General features: G+C 32.7%; 17 protein-coding genes. 10 read left to right on the top strand and 7 right to left on the bottom strand.

Annotation, left to right across the window (positions count from 1 at the left end):
- Nucleotides 1-36: 36 nt before the first annotated feature.
- The 10 genes from ASC44_RS11195 to ASC44_RS11240 all read left to right on the top strand — a co-directional run bounded on the left by ASC44_RS11195 (nucleotide 37) and on the right by ASC44_RS11240 (nucleotide 10,092).
- A complete protein-coding gene (locus ASC44_RS11195; protein WP_055447682.1) occupies nucleotides 37-942 on the top strand; it encodes a geranylgeranylglycerol-phosphate geranylgeranyltransferase in 906 nt (301 codons plus the stop codon).
- Nucleotides 942-1,892: a carbon-nitrogen hydrolase family protein gene (locus tag ASC44_RS11200; RefSeq protein WP_055447683.1), complete on the top strand. Its 951-nt coding sequence runs from the start codon at nucleotides 942-944 to the stop codon at nucleotides 1,890-1,892. Before ASC44_RS11195 ends, ASC44_RS11200 begins: the two co-directional genes overlap by 1 nt.
- Nucleotides 1,893-2,059: 167 nt before the next feature.
- Nucleotides 2,060-2,914, top strand: a complete 855-nt coding sequence (locus ASC44_RS11205; protein WP_055447684.1) for a pseudouridine synthase — start codon at nucleotides 2,060-2,062, stop codon at nucleotides 2,912-2,914.
- A gap of 306 nt (nucleotides 2,915-3,220) precedes the next feature.
- On the top strand, nucleotides 3,221-3,946 hold the full coding sequence (locus ASC44_RS11210; protein ID WP_055447685.1) for a flavodoxin family protein: 726 nt from the start codon (nucleotides 3,221-3,223) through the stop codon (nucleotides 3,944-3,946).
- Nucleotides 3,947-4,379: 433 nt separating this feature from the next.
- Nucleotides 4,380-5,777 carry an arginine decarboxylase gene (locus ASC44_RS11215; RefSeq protein ID WP_055447686.1) on the top strand — a complete coding sequence of 466 codons (1,398 nt, stop codon included), beginning with the start codon at nucleotides 4,380-4,382 and terminating at the stop codon, nucleotides 5,775-5,777.
- Nucleotides 5,767-6,705 (top strand): agmatinase, encoded by a 939-nt coding sequence (speB, locus tag ASC44_RS11220; protein ID WP_055447687.1) that lies wholly within the window; start codon nucleotides 5,767-5,769, stop codon nucleotides 6,703-6,705. The genes ASC44_RS11215 and speB overlap by 11 nt, the downstream gene beginning before the upstream one ends.
- Nucleotides 6,695-7,669, top strand: coding sequence for a deoxyhypusine synthase family protein (locus ASC44_RS11225; RefSeq protein ID WP_055447688.1), 975 nt, complete (start codon nucleotides 6,695-6,697; stop codon nucleotides 7,667-7,669). The genes speB and ASC44_RS11225 overlap by 11 nt, the downstream gene beginning before the upstream one ends.
- Complete coding sequence (locus ASC44_RS11230; protein WP_193787268.1) at nucleotides 7,669-9,204, top strand: bifunctional GNAT family N-acetyltransferase/carbon-nitrogen hydrolase family protein; 1,536 nt, start codon at nucleotides 7,669-7,671, stop codon at nucleotides 9,202-9,204. The genes ASC44_RS11225 and ASC44_RS11230 overlap by 1 nt, the downstream gene beginning before the upstream one ends.
- Before the next feature lie 58 nt (nucleotides 9,205-9,262).
- A complete protein-coding gene (locus ASC44_RS11235; protein WP_055447690.1) occupies nucleotides 9,263-9,577 on the top strand; it encodes a hypothetical protein in 315 nt (104 codons plus the stop codon).
- 146 nt (nucleotides 9,578-9,723) lie between these two features.
- Entirely contained in the window at nucleotides 9,724-10,092 is a 369-nt protein-coding gene (locus ASC44_RS11240) for a hypothetical protein (RefSeq protein WP_055447691.1), read from the top strand.
- 184 nt (nucleotides 10,093-10,276) lie between these two features.
- Here ASC44_RS11240 and ASC44_RS11245 read toward each other — a convergent pair whose 3' ends face one another.
- The 7 genes from ASC44_RS11245 to ASC44_RS11270 are packed head-to-tail and all read right to left on the bottom strand — an operon-like array spanning nucleotide 10,277 to nucleotide 18,034.
- Nucleotides 10,277-11,743: an MptA/MptB family glycosyltransferase gene (locus tag ASC44_RS11245; RefSeq protein WP_055447692.1), complete on the bottom strand. Its 1,467-nt coding sequence runs from the start codon at nucleotides 11,741-11,743 to the stop codon at nucleotides 10,277-10,279.
- 23 nt (nucleotides 11,744-11,766) lie between these two features.
- Complete coding sequence (locus ASC44_RS18055) at nucleotides 11,767-11,916, bottom strand: hypothetical protein (protein WP_161805019.1); 150 nt, start codon at nucleotides 11,914-11,916, stop codon at nucleotides 11,767-11,769.
- 32 nt (nucleotides 11,917-11,948) lie between these two features.
- Nucleotides 11,949-13,382, bottom strand: a complete 1,434-nt coding sequence (locus ASC44_RS11250) for a cellulose synthase family protein (protein ID WP_420835943.1) — start codon at nucleotides 13,380-13,382, stop codon at nucleotides 11,949-11,951.
- 56 nt (nucleotides 13,383-13,438) lie between these two features.
- Complete coding sequence (locus ASC44_RS11255; RefSeq protein WP_055447693.1) at nucleotides 13,439-14,131, bottom strand: glycosyltransferase family 2 protein; 693 nt, start codon at nucleotides 14,129-14,131, stop codon at nucleotides 13,439-13,441.
- On the bottom strand, nucleotides 14,132-15,040 hold the full coding sequence (locus ASC44_RS17940) for a toxin-antitoxin system YwqK family antitoxin (protein ID WP_152973318.1): 909 nt from the start codon (nucleotides 15,038-15,040) through the stop codon (nucleotides 14,132-14,134). It lies immediately after the preceding gene.
- A 35-nt stretch (nucleotides 15,041-15,075) separates the two neighbouring features.
- Nucleotides 15,076-16,716, bottom strand: a complete 1,641-nt coding sequence (locus tag ASC44_RS11265) for a 4Fe-4S binding protein (protein ID WP_055447694.1) — start codon at nucleotides 16,714-16,716, stop codon at nucleotides 15,076-15,078.
- Between the two features lie 10 nt (nucleotides 16,717-16,726).
- Nucleotides 16,727-18,034 (bottom strand): NAD(P)/FAD-dependent oxidoreductase, encoded by a 1,308-nt coding sequence (locus tag ASC44_RS11270; protein ID WP_055447955.1) that lies wholly within the window; start codon nucleotides 18,032-18,034, stop codon nucleotides 16,727-16,729.
- Nucleotides 18,035-18,194: the final 160 nt, after the last annotated feature.

The raw sequence follows: 18,194 nt of genomic DNA on the forward strand, positions 1-18,194 counted from the left end.
GTAATCATTATTTCATCAAATTAGCTTTAATACTTTATGTTCACTAGAAAGCAGAGACACATTCTAATCAAGTTTTTTAGTTTGTTTTCCGTTGTTCGAGGTTATAATATTCTTGTTATTGTAATTGCGCAATATCTAACATCTGTTTACATATTCGCACATAATATACCTGTTAAAAAAGTACTCTTAGATTTAAATTTATTAATGCTTGTATTAGCTTCGGCAGCAGTTGTTGCGGCAGGTTATATAATTAATAATTTTTACGATTCTGAAAAGGATTTAATTAACAGGCCTAACAAATCTTTGTTAGATAAGTTGGTAAGTCAAAATACCAAATTATCATTTTACTTTGTATTGAATTTTTCGGCAATAGTAATGGCAAGTTACGTATCGTTTAATCCTGTGTTGTTTTTTTCTGCTTATATATTTGCTATTTGGTTTTACTCGCATAAGCTAAAAAAGTTACCTATAGTTGGTAATATCGTCTCTGCACTTTTGACTATCGCTCCATTTTTTGCTATTTTTATTTATTATAAAAATTTTGATACGGTCATTTTTGTGCATGCCTCATTTTTATTTTTAATTATTTCTATTAGAGAACTAGCAAAAGATTTAGAAAATATGAAAGGTGATTTGGCATTAAATTATAGAACTATTCCTGTAGTTTACGGAGAGGTAACATCAAAAAAAATGATTACTTTTTTAATGATTTTAACGCTTCTTCCTTTGTATTTGTTAATTACCAAATTCGAAATTGGTTACATGACGTATTACTTTTATGGCGCAATAATTTTACTTATTATCTTCCTTTCTTTGTTATGGAAGTCAACCACAAAAACACATTATATCATACTTCATAATATCCTTAAAGTTATTATTGTTGCAGGTGTGTTTAGTATTTTATTAATTGATGTAGATTTAGTTCTTAAACGTATTTTATAATGGAAAACATTTTAAAAATAGCAATGGCACAAATTTCACCTGTGTTATTAAATAAAACTGAAACGTTAAAAAAAGTTGCAAATTCTATTACCGAAGCTGGTAAAAAGGGATGCGAACTTATTGTTTTTGGAGAAGCTCTAGTTCCTGGTTATCCGTTTTGGGTAGCTTTAACAGGAGGAGCAGAATGGGATACAAAAGTTAATAAAGAATTACATGCTGAATATGTACGTAACTCCATTCAAATAGAAGACGGAGAATTGGATTCTATTTGTGAATTAGCAAAGCAACATAATATTGCTGTTTATTTAGGTATAATGGAGCGTGCTAAAAATAGAGGAGGGCATTCAATATATGCTTCACTAGTTTATATTAGTGCCTTAGGTGAAATAAAATCTGTACATAGAAAATTACAGCCTACTTACGACGAAAGATTAACGTGGTCTCCAGGAGATGGCAACGGATTAAAAGTGCATAGTTTAAAACAATTTACAGTTGGCGGACTTAATTGTTGGGAAAACTGGATGCCTTTACCAAGAACAGCTTTATACGGTTTAGGAGAGAATCTTCATATTGCAGTTTGGCCAGGAAGCGACCATAATACAAAAGATATTACACGTTTTATAGCAAGAGAATCGCGCTCTTTTGTGGTGTCTGTTTCTAGTTTAATGACTAAGGAAATGTTTCCAAAAAATATGCCTCATCTTGATTCAATATTAAAAGACTGTCCAGATGTTTTGGCAAATGGAGGCAGTTGTATTGCAGGACCAGATGGAGAATGGATTATAGAACCTGTATTGCATGAAGAAGGATTAATAATACAAGAAATAGACTTTAATCGAGTATACGAAGAGCGTCAAAATTTTGATCCAGTGGGTCATTATTCGCGTCCCGACGTTACAAAACTTACTGTAAATAGAGAAAGGCAATCTACTGTAGAATATAAGGATTAATTATTCTGGTTATTTAAGAGAATAAAACGAGGTGTAGTCTTAATTATTAATAATCAATAGATTGTATCGAGGTCCTTACTAAACAAAGCATTAATTAAGTATAGCACATGTTAAATTATAAACTATCTTTGCATCCTCAAAAATAGTTGAGAATAAAATTATAAGCAATGAGTAAACAAGGCGGACAAAGACAAGGAAAATCTGCTCCAAATGGAGGAAGGAAAGCTTACAAGAATAATACAGGAAAAGATAATACTGGAATAAATAACGCAAACCCTAAAGCGAAAAAAGCAGCTCAGCCTAAAAAAGGAGCTGTTTCAGACGAGATTCGTTTAAATAAATATATAGCTAATTCAGGTGTATGTTCACGTCGTGATGCAGATGTGCATATTGCAACTGGTTTAGTAAGTGTTAATGGGAAAGTAGTCGTTGAAATGGGCTATAAAGTGAAGTTGGATGACGAAGTACGTTACGATGGCGCAAGAATTAATCCTGAGAAAAAAGCATACGTTTTATTAAACAAACCAAAAGGTTTTGCAACCACTACAAGTGAGCATAAAGGTAGAACGGTTATGGATTTAGTAGCAAATGCAACACCATCTCGTATAAAGCCAATTGGTCGTTTAGGAAGGAACTCTACTGGTTTATTATTGTTTACAAACGATGCGAAAGTTGTATCTCGTTTTACAAGTTCTAACAAAGGTGTAGAGCGTTTGTTTCATTTAGAACTAGATAGCAATCTAAAGCTAGACGATTTAAAGAAAATTCGTGAAGGTATTCGTATTGAAGGTAAGTTAATTACTGTAGAAGAAATTGACTACGTAAATGATAAGAAAAACGAAATAGGGATAAAAATTAAGAATACAGGAAATACTGTGTTACATACTATTTTCGATTATTTCAAGCACGAATTAGTGAGAATAGATTGTGTACAAATAGCACACTTAACTAAAAAAGATATTCCAAGAGGAAACTGGAAAATATTAACAGAGCAAGAAGTGCAGATGTTAATGATGATGTAGATTTTCTGTCAAGAAAGATTAGAAGAAAAACCGAGCCTTGCTCGGTTTTTTTGTTTTAAAAGAAGTTATTAAGTATTAAATGTCGTTGTTATATAGCAATAACTATTTGGGTGTTTTATGGTTAGTTGAATTTAAAGATCATGTTAATATTAGCGAAATAAAAAGTTAAAACTCTCTTAAGAACTAGTTTTAAAATGATATGAGCACATGAAAACCATCATTTTTATGTAGTTTTAGATAGCATTTTAAATTATTATCTTGGTTTAGTATTAAAGGATAATGCTTTCTTAACTTAAAAATAATTCTATGAAATTTTCTAACCTTTCAGTATTGTACATAAATTGTACTTTAAAAAAATCACCTCAAAAAAGTCATACAGATACCTTAATGAAGGTGTCTCAAGGCATTTTGAAAAAAGAGAATGTTGCTTTCGAAACTATTCGATTAATAGACGAGGATGTTGCAACAGGAGTTTATCCAGACATGACAGAGCACGGTTTCGATAAAGACAGTTGGCCTGAGATTTTTAATAAAGTAATGGCTGCAGATGTGCTAATAATTGGAACTCCAATTTGGTTGGGTGAGAAATCTTCTGAAGCTCAAAAGTTAATAGAACGCTTATACGCAATGAGCTCTAAAACTAATGATAAGGGACAATACATATTTTACGGGAAAGTAGGAGGTTGCATGGTAACTGGTAATGAAGATGGAGTGAAGCATTGTGCCATGGGAATTTTGTATGCCATGCAACATGTAGGTTATTCAATACCTCCGCAAGCAGATTCTGGTTGGATAGGTAAAGTAGGTCCTGGGCCAAGTTATGGTGATACAGAGTTTGGAGGAGAGAAACTAAAATCGCCAGTTGGTTTCGATTCAGATTTTACCAATAGAAACACCACCTTTATGACCTATAATTTACTGCATTTAGCTAAAATGATGAAAGCAAATAATGGTTATGATAATTATGGGAATTCTAGAGAAGAATGGGATGATGGCACGCATTGGGCTTTCGAGAATCCAGAATATAGATAAATAATAGGTGATTTTCACTTGTATTAATGTGAAGATTATTAGTGCGTTAGGGTATTTTGAAATAATTTTATAAAAATCATAAAAAAATAATAACTTTTTTATTTTTAATTGAAAAAAAAGTATTTCATTTGTCACGACAAAAATAACACTTGTTTTTTAGCAAGTATTATAGCTGAACAAATTGAACCATGTTTATACGTTCGGGCTTTTGGACATTAGGAAGTCATTTTCAAAAGCAGCTTATCGATTAAGCAACCGAATTTTAGAGCTAACTTCCGCTTTAACGACAATTGTTGCTAGCCAGCACAATTACGGCTTTGTGCCTACAACAGACCTAATTATACAGGTCTGAATTCCTCACTATTATTTAAACTGAACTAGATTTCAGCCTTTTTTTAACTGTTTTCAATTTTAACATTTTTATTAAATAATAATGAATACTAAATATATTGATTTAATCAATCAAACTTTCGATTTCCCACAAGAGGAATTCAAACTAGAAAAAAACCAATTACAATTTCATGATATCGATCTTATGAAATTAGTAGAAGAATATGGTGGCCCTTTAAAATTTACTTATTTACCACAAATATCTAATAATATTCAGCGTGCAAAAGACTGGTTTGCAAAGGCGATAGAAAAGCATAATTATAAAGGAAACTACAACTATTGCTATTGTACAAAAAGCTCACATTTTAAACATATTTTACATGAAGCTTTAAAAAATGATATTCATATAGAAACATCATCTGCGTTCGATATAGATATTGTAGAAAACTTAAAAGCTGAAGGCAAAATAAATAACGATACTTTTATTATTAGTAACGGTTTTAAACGCGCACAATACATTACAAACATAGCGCGATTAATAAATGGAGGACAGAAAAACTGCATCCCAATTATTGATAATTACGAGGAAATAGATTTATTATCCGAACAAGTAAAAGGTAAATTTAACGTCGGCATCCGTATAGCATCAGAAGAAGAGCCAAAATTCGAATTCTACACGTCGCGTTTAGGGATTGGATACAAAAATATTGTGCCTTTCTACAAGAATCAAATTCAGGATAATAAAAAAGTAAACCTTAAAATGTTGCACTTTTTTATTAATACAGGAATTAGAGATAATGCTTATTACTGGAACGAATTACAAAAATGTCTAAAGGTCTATACAAGCTTAAAGAAAATTTGTCCAAGTTTAGATAGTTTAAATATTGGTGGTGGATTTCCTATAAAAAACTCATTAGTTTTCGATTTCGATTATGAGTATTTAGTAGACGAAATAGTAAACCAAATTAAAACAACTTGTGAGGAAGAAGGTGTAGATGTGCCAAATATTTTTACAGAATTTGGAAGCTTTACAGTTGGAGAAAGCGGTGGAGCCATTTACGAGATTTTGTACCAAAAACAACAAAACGATCGTGAGAAATGGAACATGATAAATTCATCATTCATCACAACATTGCCTGATACTTGGGCAATTAACAAGCGTTTTATAATGTTGCCGCTTAACAGATGGGAGTCTAGTTACGAGCGTGTTCTACTTGGTGGTTTAACGTGTGATAGCGATGATTATTACAATAGCGAGCAGCACATGAACGCCATTTATTTACCAAAGTACAATAAAGAAAAACCATTATACATTGGGTTTTTTAACACAGGTGCTTACCAAGAAACTATAGGTGGTTTTGGAGGTTTGCAACACTGCTTGATACCGTCGCCAAAACACATTTTAATAGATAAAGATACAGACGGAAATATAACAACAAAATTATTTAGTGAACAACAAAAAAGTGAAGACTTACTTAAAATTTTAGGCTATGCAAACTAAATCTTATGCAGGTATTTCGGAAGAATTTTCGAAACTTGAAACAGCAAAAATCGTATTAATTCCTGTGCCTTACGACGGTACAAGCACTTGGCAAAAAGGAGCAGACAAAGGTCCTGAGGCTTTTTTAAGTGCTTCAGAAAACATGGAGCTTTACGATATTGAAACTGAGAGCGAAGTTTATAAACAAGGTGTTTACCTTGCAGATGCAGTAACAGAAAATAGCTCACCGGAAGCAATGGTAGAGGCTGTGCATAAAGCAACCAAAAGTTATATTAAAAAGAACAAGTTCGTTACTATTTTTGGTGGAGAACATTCAATTTCTATAGGTACAATTCGCGCGTTTAACGAGATGTATACAAACCTAACGGTATTACAATTAGATGCACATGCAGATTTGCGTAAGGAATATGAGGGTTCAAAATGTAACCATGCTTGTGCGGTTTACGAAGCTAGCCAAACAACAAATTTAATACAAGTTGGAATTCGCTCTATGGACGTTATTGAAACGACTGTAATGGACAAGGAGAAAACTTATTTTGCGCATGAAATGGCGATGGATGATACTTGGGTGGATTCTTCAATAGATCAAATGACGGAGAATGTTTTTATTACAATAGATTTAGATGTTTTCGATCCTTCAATTATGCCAAGTACAGGAACTCCAGAGCCAGGAGGATTATTATGGTACGAAACTCTAGAATATTTAAAGCAGGTTTTTACAGAAAAAAATGTAGTAGGTTTCGATATAGTAGAATTATGCCCGAATAAAGAGGAGAAATCTTCAGATTTTTTAGCAGCTAAATTATACTACAAAATGTTGAGTTACAAATTTCAAAGTGATGATGCAGGAGATGATTTTGATAATGAATTCAAGACTTTAAAAGAAAAAAATAACAGTGCAAAATACAACGAAGACGATGAGTACTAAAGGACCAATTTCACAATTTATAGAAAAACATTATTTACATTTTAATGCAGCAGCTTTGGTTGATGCAGCAAAAGGTTACGAGGCGCAATTAGAAAGTGGAGCTAAAATGTTAGTGTCGCTTGCAGGAGCAATGAGTACTGCGGAACTTGGTAAAAGTTTTGCTGAAATGATTAGACAAGATAAAGTGCAAATTATTTCTTGTACTGGAGCAAACCTTGAAGAGGATATCATGAATTTAGTAGCGCACTCACATTACAAACGTGTGCCTAATTATCGCGATTTAACACCTCAAGACGAATGGGATTTGTTGGAAAAAGGATTAAACCGTGTTACAGATACATGTATTCCAGAGGAAGAGGCCTTTAGAAGATTGCAGAAGCATATTGTAAAAATATGGAAAGATGCCGAAGCTGCTGGAGAGCGTTTTCTACCACACGAATACATGTACAAAATGTTATTGTCTGGCGTTTTAGAGGAGTACTACGAAATCGATTTAAAAGATTCGTGGATGTATGCAGCTGCCGAAAAAAACCTACCTATTGTTTGTCCAGGTTGGGAAGACAGTACGATGGGAAATATTTTTGCAAGTTACGTTCTTAAAGGCGAATTAAAAGCAAGTACAGTAAAATCTGGAATAGAATACATGACGTTTTTAGCAGATTGGTACACAGATAATTCATCTAAAGGTATTGGTTTCTTCCAGATTGGAGGTGGAATTGCAGGTGATTTTCCTATTTGTGTAGTACCAATGTTATACCAAGATATGGAGCGCCCAGAAACACCTTTTTGGAGTTATTTCTGTCAGATTAGTGATTCTACAACAAGTTATGGGTCGTATTCTGGAGCAGTACCAAACGAGAAAATTACTTGGGGAAAACTAGATATTGATACGCCTAAATTTATTATTGAAAGTGATGCTACAATTGTGGCACCATTAATTTTTGCTTACCTCTTAAACCTATAATGGAAGACCATAAAATTGAAAACATCGAATTAAAGTACTTAACTGTTGATGATTTTGAGGAATTAAAATCGGCAACACTTGAGTCTTATGGTGGAGTTCTTGATTCTTTTTGGAAGAAAGACCACATCGCACGTTTAACTACTATATTTCCTGAAGGGCAAGTGGTTATAAAAATCGATGGAAAATTAGCTGGTTGCGCTTTGTCTCTTGTTGTTGATTACGATTTGATAGACGATGAGCATACCTATGCAGATATAATTAGAGGCGATTCGTTTAAAAATCATGATCCAGATGGCGATGTGCTTTATGGTATTGATGTTTTTATAAAACCAGAGTATAGAGGGTTGCGTTTAGGACGACGTTTGTATGATTATAGAAAAGAAATTTGTGAAAACTTAAATTTAAAAGGCATTGTTTTTGGCGGTAGAATGCCAAACTATCATAAACATAAAGAGTTTACACCTAAAGAATATATTGAAAAAGTAAAACGCAAAGAAATTCATGATCCTGTTTTAAACTTTCAAATTTCTAACGACTTTCATCCTGTTCGTGTTTTAAAAGGCTATTTAGAAGGTGATACTGCATCAAATGAATATGCAGTATTAATGGAGTGGGATAACATCTATTATACTAAGAAAAGCAAAAAGGCAAGTACAGTAAAAACTGTTGTGAGGTTAGGTTTAATACAATGGCAAATGCGTACTTACAATAGCTTGGAAGAGTTAATGCAACAAGTAGAGTATTTTGTAGATAGTGTAGCTGCTTACAGATCAGATTTTGCATTATTTCCAGAGTTCTTTAATGCACCACTTATGGCTAAATATAACCATTTACATGAGCCGGATGCTATTAGAGAATTAGCGAAATATACAAAGGTAATTGTCGAGAAAATGCAGCAATTATCTATCTCTTATAACATTAATATTATTACTGGTAGTATGCCAGAATTAATAGAGGATAAGTTATTTAATGTAGGTTACTTATGTAGAAGAGATGGCAGTCTAGAACGTTATGAGAAAATACATGTTACACCAGACGAGGCAAAAGTTTGGGGTATGCAACGTGGTAATAAATTACAAACGTTCGAAACCGATGCAGGAAAAATAGGAATCTTAATTTGTTATGATTCTGAGTTTCCAGAGTTATCTCGTTTACTTGCAGATGAAGGTATGGATATTTTATTTGTTCCGTTTTTAACAGATACTCAAAATGGCTATTCTCGTGTGCGTTTATGTGCTCAAGCAAGAGCAATAGAAAACGAATGTTATGTTGCAATCGCAGGTTCTGTTGGTAACTTACCAAACGTGAATAATATGGACATCCAATACGCGCAATCTGCCGTATTTACACCATGCGATTTCTCGTTTCCAAGTTATGGAATTAAGGCAGAAGCAACAACAAATACAGAAATGATTTTAGTTGCAGACGTAGATTTAAGTTTGCTAAGAGAATTACATTCTTTTGGAGCTGTAAAAAATTTAAAGGATAGACGAAAAGATTTTTACAATGTTGTTAGAATTGATAATAGTAAATAGTATTTTTATATAAAATAAGATGATAGTTTTGCTAAAGCAGAATTAAAAATAATAAGTAATGAAAAACAGACACGAAAATTTAAAACGAGTGATAGTCGATTTTAAAAAATTGACTCCTGAAATTCTAGCCATGTTAGTAGACAAGTTTCCAGATGGTTATGACGATCGCGATATTGTCTCGTTTAAAAATGCCAAAAATGAGTTAATTGAAGCTGTAGAACTTATTACTGAAGACACAAAGTATTTGGTAAAAGTCAGTGAGAAGCTTGAAGTAACTATGGATAATTATGATGAAGACGATTACGAAGACTTCGATGATAATGATCCAGAAGCTGTACAAGATCCAGAAATGGAAGATAACGATGAAGATTAGTAAACGATGTTTTTTATAATTAATAATATAAAAACAATATAAAGCGAGCATATAACATCTACTATTTTAGACAAGAGATTAGCTTATTTTACTTGGAGTAAAATAAAGTTTTCAAAGATTTTTAAATAATAATAAAACTATTCAAAATGAAGTCAAAAAAAATAATTCAAGTAGTATTGGTAGCGGTTTTTATGTTAGCGTTATCAAGTTTTAAAGTTGAAACAATAATTACTGGTTCTAGTCAAGATTCTAATACCATTACAGCCATTTTTGATGGAGCAGAAGATTATGGTTATAATTTTATTTTCACAAATGAAGATGAAGATGAAAGTACAATAACGTTTCAGAATGTTAGTGAAGAAGCTTTAAAGGCTTTCGATTTAAAGTCTGATACATTTCTAGGTGTAACTATGCAAGTGACTTATACAACTGTTATTGAAACTGAAGAAGATAGCGACGGTTTCGAGAGTGAAACAGAAGTGCTTACTATTACGAAACTACAAAAGGTTAATTAGTATTAAGTTTATATCTATAAAAAAAATTCACATGTGAGAACATGTGATTTTTTTTGTTTATTACTATCTTTTTGATAATTCTATTTGTTTTATTCGGATGTTAGGGCAAGTATTCAAATCATCATAATTTTGTTATTAACTACTAAAAGATAATTGTTTTAGGACATTACTTAAAAATGAAACTTTACTGTAATTCTTTTTTATTTTTAATAAAAACCTCCCAAATAAAAACACTAAAAACGACCAAATACTCCAAGCCAATAATCCAAAGATTCTCGGTGTTGGCTGCGTTTGCATAAGCGAGATAGCTAATAATAACAATAAAACTCCACACTAAGGGAAACTTATAGTTTGTAAACACACTTAAACTAAGAATAGTTGCTATGTACCAAGGATGTACAGTTGTGCTTAAAAATAAGTAAATAGTAAAACTAAATAGCATGGCTATAATTAATTTTTTTACGTCTGTTTTTTTTCTGTATAATGATAAACATAGAATGTATAAAACGGTAATTATAGGTAATGCTTTACCAATAATAGCAATCTCGTTCCAGCCTCTAAACCAATAACCAATTTCGCGTAGAATATAATAAATACTGGCATTAAATTCAAAATTTCCAAACCATAAACCGACCGTTTTTGAGTAGTTGTTTATAAATTGGGTTGAGAAAAATGGAGCGAAAAGAAGCAAGGTTGTTGCTATAACTATGGTGTAGAAGGTTATTAGTTTTGTCATTCCTATCCAAATGTTATTACCAAGAGTTTGCGAAGCCTGCACTGAGTGAAGTGGAAGTGTGTCGATCTCGTTCTTTTTGACAGATTGTTTCGTTTCGCTGTTAATGGCATGGGATTGGTCTTTACGTTTATAAAACCACCAAAAAAATAATGGTAAGAACATAAGTGGTACTAACTTGGTTGCAATGGATAATGCAAAAACTACTGCAGCTAATTTCCATTTGTTAGCATGTAATAAGTATAAGCTCCAAACTAAAAAGAAAATCATGACACCTTCGAAGTGCAGGTTTCCTGTGAGTTCTATTATTATAAAGGGATTTAAAATGTACCAGAAAATATTATGTACAGGTAGTTTTAGTTTTTCTAAAAGCTTTTTTCCAAAATAAAGTGTTCCAAAGTCTGCAGCAATAATTAGTAGTCTTAAAACCATTGCGGCACCAACAATACTTTTGTTAGCAAAAATACCAGCAATAATAAAACACAATTGGTTTACTGGTGGATAGTTGGTGAAATGGCTAGCGTTAAGTTCGCGCATACCAACATACAATTCTTGAGCTTGAGCTACTGGAAATTGACCTTGTGATATAAAAGATTCTGGTGTGTATAAGTATGGATTTAAGCCTTCGAGAATCATACGTCCATCCCATATAAAACGATAAAAATCTTGAGATAAATTGGGAATGGCTAATATAAAAATAGCTCGAAATATAAAGGCAACTGCTGTAAGAAACTTGATGTTCTCGGTATTGTTTTTAAGCAACACATAAAAAGAAATAAACAGTACTGTGTAAATTAATACAAGCTTAAAATGCTCTGTTCTTTCTAAATGATAAGCGAACACAAAATAAAGAACGGCGCTTATTATGGTTAGTAACAGTTGTAGTTTTTTTATTTTAAATATAGAAGCGTTGAACATGGGTTTTATATAAATTCTATAATTTAAGAATTTGCTTTTGGTAAACCTGCGTTAGCGATTAATGCGGCATCCTTTTTTATTTTTCTTAAAAAAGATATAGCGGAAAGCGCGACTTTTTGCGATCCTGCAAGGTTTCTAAAACCTTGTAGGTATGAGTGAAAAGAAACGCCCAATTAAGCAAGTTTATTGCAAACCAAAAATAAAATTATGCTTTAGAAGTTAAGGATTTAAAAAATACAAAACCAAAACCAACAGTTAACATTAAGTGAAATGGGAACAAACCAAAATCGCCACCTTGATCGCCAACTATAAATGCGCTGTACATACCAAATGCAAAATATAACATTAGTAAGCCTTCGAAAATAACGTTTACAGAGACGTTTTTCTTTAAGTACTTGTTGCCTTTCCAGGTATCCTTAATGCTACTAATATTGAATTTTGGTGTACGTACAAAGTCACTTCGTTTTCCTATATGGCCTTCTATTACTGCAATAGAGTTATGTAAACTAAAGCCCATTGCGATAGAGAAAAAGGTAAAAAACATACCAATATATTGCACAAAGTTTTTAAAGCCTCCGCCATAAGAACGTTTATACATTGTCCAATAGCAAATAAAGAAAATGATGGTACTAACCACAAAGAAACTCATAACATAAAAGTATGGTTTTAAATGCGCATATTCGTTTTTGATATAGAGCATTGGAATACTTAATATACCTACAATAAGTACGTTTAAAAACATAGTACTATTAAGTAAATGTAGTAAACCGTGTAGTTTTGTTTTTGAGGAAATGTTCTTGCTTTTTAAAACTCTCCACATCATTTTTCTAAAGTTTTCTGCGCCACCTTTGTTCCAACGGAATTGTTGAGAACGTGCTGCACTAATAACCACAGGTAATTCGGCAGGAGTTACAACATCTTCGAGGTATTCGAATTTCCAGTTTTTAAGCTGTGCTCTGTAGCTTAAATCTAGGTCTTCGGTTAATGTGTCGCCTTCCCAATTTCCTGCGTCTAAAATGCATTGCTTACGCCAAACGCCAGCAGTACCATTGAAATTAATAAAATGACCTTTAGAGTTTCTACCTACTTGCTCTAATGTAAAATGTGCATCTAAAGCAAAGGCTTGAATTTTTGTTAATGTAGAATAGTTTCTATTTATGTGTCCCCAACGGGTTTGCACGACACCAATATTACGATCTACAAAATGTGGTATGGTCTTTTTTAGCCAGTCTTTTTGAGGTAGGAAATCGGCATCGAAAATGGCAATAAATTCGCCTTTAGCAACTTTTAAGCCTTCTTTTAGGGCACCGGCTTTAAAACCTTGGCGATTGGTTCTACAAATATGCACGATGTCTAATCCTTGTTCTTTTAAGGCATTAATTTGAGCACATGTAGTTTCTACAGTATTGTCTGTAGAATCGTCCAAAACTTGAATTTCTAGTTTGCCTTTTGGATACTCCATAAGCGCAATATTTACAAGTAAACGCTCCATTACATATTCCTCGTTAAAAACAGGTAACTGTATGGTTACGAATGGGACTTTATCTGGATTGTTAAAATCTAAATGCGGTGTTTTTACCTTCTTTTTTTGAGCAGAGAGATAATTGAAGAGCAGATTTAACTGAGCCAATGCATACATAAAGATAAGCAGCAGTGCTACAGAGTAAATAATAATAATAACTAAGTTTAAATAAATCACTTTTTAAAACTGTATTTGAAAATCCATCCTAATATCTTAAAACCTGCAAATATAGTACCTTTTACTGTTCCAGAGACCTTACTTACTCCAATTCTTTGTTTGTATTTAACAGGTATTTCTACGTACGATAATTTCTGTTTTAATGCTTTTAATTGCATTTCTACTGTCCAACCATAGGTTTTGTCTTCCATGTTTAAACCTAGTAGCTTATTATATTTAATGGCTCTAAAGGGTCCTAAATCTGTGTATTTAGCTCCAAAAAACAATGTCATTAGAAACGTAGCTAACCAATTACCAAAAACTTGTTGCGGTGTCATTGAGCCACCTTCTCTAAGTCGTTTAACTCTAGATCCAATTACAAAATCTATATCATCATTTAGTATTGGTGCAATTAATTTGGTTAATTCTTCTGGGTAATCGCTATAATCGCCATCCAAAAAAACGATAATATCGGGTTTTTCGTTAAGTTTAGCAATGTATTCCATGCCTTTTAAACAGGCATAGCCGTAGCCTTTATTGTTTTCTGTTAGTACTGTTGCGCCTGCATTTTTAGCATTTTTAACGGTATCGTCTGTAGAGTTGTTGTTTATTACAATAATCTCTTCTACAGTTTCTGGAATGTCTCGAATAACATTTGCTATGGAATCTTGCTCGTTATAAGCAGGAATAATTACTTTTATTTTAGACATTTACTTAAGATCACTTAATTTATTTTCTTTTTTAAAAGTGGCCAAATCTGTCCACGTTTTAATTTTTTTTCCTTCGGAAAATTTACTGGCAGCTACTAGTTTTTCGTTTTTATACATTAAGCAATAACCGTTTTTTTGATTGTCTTTTAATTGACAACGATGATTTACTTTTTCCATACTATCGTAAAACAACCACCAATCTGCTTTTTTACCATTTACAAAACGACCTTCTTTTTCTTTAGTGCCATTGCTGTTGTAAAACGTCCAATATTTGGTTTCTAGCCCAGCTTTGTAAAATCCTGTTTTTTCTTGCTTTCCATTATCGAAATAATAAGACCAGAAACCATGTTTTTGCCCGTTAGTAAAAAAGCCTTCGGATTTTATATTGCCATTATTATAATAGTTTTTCCAGAATTCTAATGGTTTTCCGTTTGCAAAGTTACCTTCTTTTTTTAGTTTACCACTAAAGTGATAGAATTTCCAATACCCATTAAAAAGACCTTTACTGTAAAAACCTTCACGCATAATGTTACCATTGGTGTAATAGTCTTTCCAAAAACCTGTTTCTTGTCCGTTTTCAAAATAGCCGACTTTGTTTTTCATTTTATCTTTAAAAAAGTAAGCCCAAAAACCAGAGCGTTTACTATTTAAAAAATGACCTTCTGCTTCTAGGTTACTATTTTCGTGATAAAACTTCCAGAAACCGGTGTGTAAATCGTTATTAAATTCACCTGTTTTTTCTAAGTTTCCGTTTTGATGATAAAATTTCCAATAGCCTGTTTTAAGTTTGTTTTCTATCCAGCCTTCAGCTTTTAAAGTACCATCATTATAATGTGCCTTCGAGTAGGTTTTTTCCGCGAAAGCGTTAAAACTTATAAGCAATATTAATATGAATAGTGTGTTTCTCATTTTGGGCTAAAAGGTAGTGGCGTAACTACTTAGACTTAATTTTTATTTACAAAGTCCATTAGGTCAACATCGTTTCCTAATAATACTTCAGTCGGATTTATTCTTCCATCCATACTATCATTCTCTAATTTTAATACTCCTCTTGGACAAACAGCACTACAAACACCACAACCAACACAACTTGAACGTACTATGTTTTCTCCTTTTTGAGCGTAAGCACGCACATCGATTCCCATTTCGCAACTGTTAGAACAATTTCCACATGAGATACATTGTCCTCCATTTGTTGTAATTCTAAATTTAGAAAATAAACGTTGTTGAATTCCCATAATTGTTGCCATTGGACAACCCATTCTACACCAAGCTCTGTTTCCTAAAATAGGATAGAATCCTGTACCAATTACTCCAGAGAATATTGAGCCAATTCCAAATCCGTAAAAGCTTCTTAATGCACTGTCGAAATTGTAAGTGTTTTGGTTTAAGCCAAAAGAGAAATAGCTAGCATTAATTTTTATTTGACTTAAATCGAAAAATGAATAGAATACTAAAAATGCAATGGTTAAAATGTAGTAACCAATAGCACCTCTAAAAGCACTTTTGTTTAATTCTTTTCTTTTGTAGTATAGTATACCTGCTAATAATAGTGTTAAGAATACACCAATACTAATTAAAAATACACCTTTTGTAAACCAGTATTTTTCTGAGTCGTAACCTAAAAATGTTGAGATTACAGCTACTGTTGTTACTATTGAAAAAACAAGGACAGAATTAATCATCCATCTTTCAAACTTCCATGCTTTAACGCCTTTATTACTTAATTGCCTAAAAGAATCTCCTGCTGTTTCTGCTAATCCTCCACATCCACAAACCCAAGAACAATACCAACGTTTACCGTATTTGTATGTTAAATAAGGTGAGATTACAAAAACCATTACAACACCTAAGATTAAGAAAAATAACCCAACTGTTTGTGCATTTATAAACTGGTCTACTCTCCATTGGTCGAAAGCATAATAGTTTAAAGGCCACATGTTTTTAAGGTCGTTATATGGTAATGAAAAATCATCTGAGTTTAAACGTGCCATTAATTCTGGAATTACAAAAGCGAATGCTGTTTGAAAAAACATTACAGACCCGGTACGTAATTGTTGGTAACGGTTATGTCTGTATTTTAGCATAAATTTATAACCAAATGCTAAAATAGCGACAGTATATAAAGTACCATAAACAAACCATTGGCTAGCATTGTTACCACTTAAAAGGTTACTTAAAGGGTCGAACAGTGCAACTAATCCCGTATTTGCCTCTCCATTAGTTCCTAGTCCTAATAATGCAGGAAAAAAGTAAAGTACAATGTAAAATACAGTTAGTACAATACCTAATGCCCAACCTAAAACACCTCTAGAGGTTAAAGATTTAAACCAAACACCATCGTTTTTAATACCTTCTAATTTTGTTAGATAGGCTTCTCTAGAATATACAATTGTACCACCAATAACTAAGCCTAGTGAAAGTGTTAAAAATACGGCTCTATTTGGGAAGTCTACATTAAATAAAGCGAGTACTAGTATAAATAATCCTACTAAACCAAAGGCTAAGGCTATTTTTTGTTTTGTAGTTATGTTTAAAGCATCTGGTGATGCTAAAGACATACTATGATCTATTTTATTGCTCATTTTTTGGGGGTTATACGGTTTGTAATCTGTTATTGTAAGTGGCTAGAATGTCTTTTTCAAAATGCTTATAGAATTCTGGGTCGAAGTTGGCTTCTGGTAGATTTTTAATAACGTAATCTACATCGCGCTTTTCGGTTAACCAGCGATCGAATGTTTCGTGTCGCATTCTAATACCAAAAGTATTAATGCCTAAAAAGGCTTTAGTGTCTTTATGGTAAGCTACGGTTATACATTTTGTATCGTCTTCATGGATCCAGTGAAAATGTTCTTCGTATTCCGGACGCCCGCGATCTGCAAATACCCAACCGTAAGTTTGATACTCTAAGTCTAAAAACTTAGCAGAATTAAACCAATGTCCTGGCTTGTACTCAAGAGGATTGCCACAAATGGTTTGTGCTAATACTTCTCCCATCATTCTACCAGTATACCAGACGGCTTCAATTGTCCTACGTTGTCCAATACCACCATCGCGTTGCTCTGCACAATCGCCAATAGCATAAACATCTGGAATATTTGTTTCTAATTGTCTGTTAACTAAAACACCTCTGTTAGTTTCAATATTAGACGTTTTAAGAAAATCGATATTAGGTGCTACACCTGCAGTTAAGCCAACAACATTACATTCTATCTCTTCTCCTGTTTCTGTAATAACTATAGATTTTACTCTGCCGTTTTCGTCAGATTTTATTTCTTGTAAATTAGTGGATAGACGTAAGTCGATATGGTGGTTTTTAATGTGTCTGTTTATCATTGCGCTTTCACCTTTAGGTAAAACACCGTTCCAGAAACTGTCTTCTCTTACTAAAAAGGTAACAGGTATGCTTCTAGAATTTAACATCTCGGCTAATTCAATTCCTATTAATCCTCCGCCTACAATTACTGCACGTTTACAGGTTTTATTGTCTGGTGCATTACGTTCTATACTATCAAGATCTTGTTTGCTGTATAAACCTTGTGCGCCTTCTAAGTCTTGTCCAGGCCAACCAAACTTGTTTGGTTTACTACCAGTTGCAATTACTAATTTATCGTATTCTAAAATATCACCTCCTGTAAAATGAAGTGTTTTAGAGGTTGTTTCTATTGTTTCTACAAAACCTTTTTTGAGTTCGATACGGTTTTTTTTCCAAAACGAATTCTCGTAAGGTTGCGTATGTTCAAACTTCATGTGTCCCATGTATATGTACATTAAAGCAGTACGGGAAAAAAAGTAATCGGTTTCGGCAGAGACAATGGTGATTTTTTTATCAGAATTTTTTCTAATATGTCTGGCTACAGTCACACCCGAAATTCCATTTCCTATAATAACTACATGTTCCATATTTTGGTTTGTTTTTTTAATTCTATTTACAGTAGGTCGCTTGACAAGGTAAAAACTTAATTTCAAAAAGATATTTAGAATAGATATAAATTACCGATGATTGTAAGTTTTAATGCGATAAAGAGACGTTAATTTTTTAACATTTTTTTGAAAGTTGTTG

The organism is Lacinutrix mariniflava (assembly GCF_001418015.1).
Lineage (GTDB): Bacteria > Bacteroidota > Bacteroidia > Flavobacteriales > Flavobacteriaceae > Lacinutrix > Lacinutrix mariniflava.

Bases quoted from the DNA above. Each gene is read 5' to 3' on its own strand.
- ASC44_RS11255 (WP_055447693.1), bottom strand. From the start codon at position 14,131: ATGTCTAAAATAAAAGTAATTATTCCTGCTTATAACGAGCAAGATTCC.
- ASC44_RS11245 (WP_055447692.1), bottom strand. From the start codon at position 11,743: ATGTTCAACGCTTCTATATTTAAAATAAAAAAACTACAACTGTTACTA.
- ASC44_RS11270 (WP_055447955.1), bottom strand. From the start codon at position 18,034: ATGGAACATGTAGTTATTATAGGAAATGGAATTTCGGGTGTGACTGTA.
- speB (WP_055447687.1), top strand. From the start codon at position 5,767: ATGCAAACTAAATCTTATGCAGGTATTTCGGAAGAATTTTCGAAACTT.
- ASC44_RS11240 (WP_055447691.1), top strand. From the start codon at position 9,724: ATGAAGTCAAAAAAAATAATTCAAGTAGTATTGGTAGCGGTTTTTATG.
- ASC44_RS11210 (WP_055447685.1), top strand. From the start codon at position 3,221: ATGAAATTTTCTAACCTTTCAGTATTGTACATAAATTGTACTTTAAAA.
- ASC44_RS11250 (WP_420835943.1), bottom strand. From the start codon at position 13,382: ATGTATGCATTGGCTCAGTTAAATCTGCTCTTCAATTATCTCTCTGCT.
- ASC44_RS11195 (WP_055447682.1), top strand. From the start codon at position 37: ATGTTCACTAGAAAGCAGAGACACATTCTAATCAAGTTTTTTAGTTTG.
- ASC44_RS11235 (WP_055447690.1), top strand. From the start codon at position 9,263: ATGAAAAACAGACACGAAAATTTAAAACGAGTGATAGTCGATTTTAAA.
- ASC44_RS11205 (WP_055447684.1), top strand. From the start codon at position 2,060: ATGAGTAAACAAGGCGGACAAAGACAAGGAAAATCTGCTCCAAATGGA.
- ASC44_RS11225 (WP_055447688.1), top strand. From the start codon at position 6,695: ATGAGTACTAAAGGACCAATTTCACAATTTATAGAAAAACATTATTTA.
- ASC44_RS11230 (WP_193787268.1), top strand. From the start codon at position 7,669: ATGGAAGACCATAAAATTGAAAACATCGAATTAAAGTACTTAACTGTT.
- ASC44_RS11200 (WP_055447683.1), top strand. From the start codon at position 942: ATGGAAAACATTTTAAAAATAGCAATGGCACAAATTTCACCTGTGTTA.
- ASC44_RS17940 (WP_152973318.1), bottom strand. From the start codon at position 15,040: ATGAGAAACACACTATTCATATTAATATTGCTTATAAGTTTTAACGCT.
- ASC44_RS11265 (WP_055447694.1), bottom strand. From the start codon at position 16,716: ATGAGCAATAAAATAGATCATAGTATGTCTTTAGCATCACCAGATGCT.
- ASC44_RS11215 (WP_055447686.1), top strand. From the start codon at position 4,380: ATGAATACTAAATATATTGATTTAATCAATCAAACTTTCGATTTCCCA.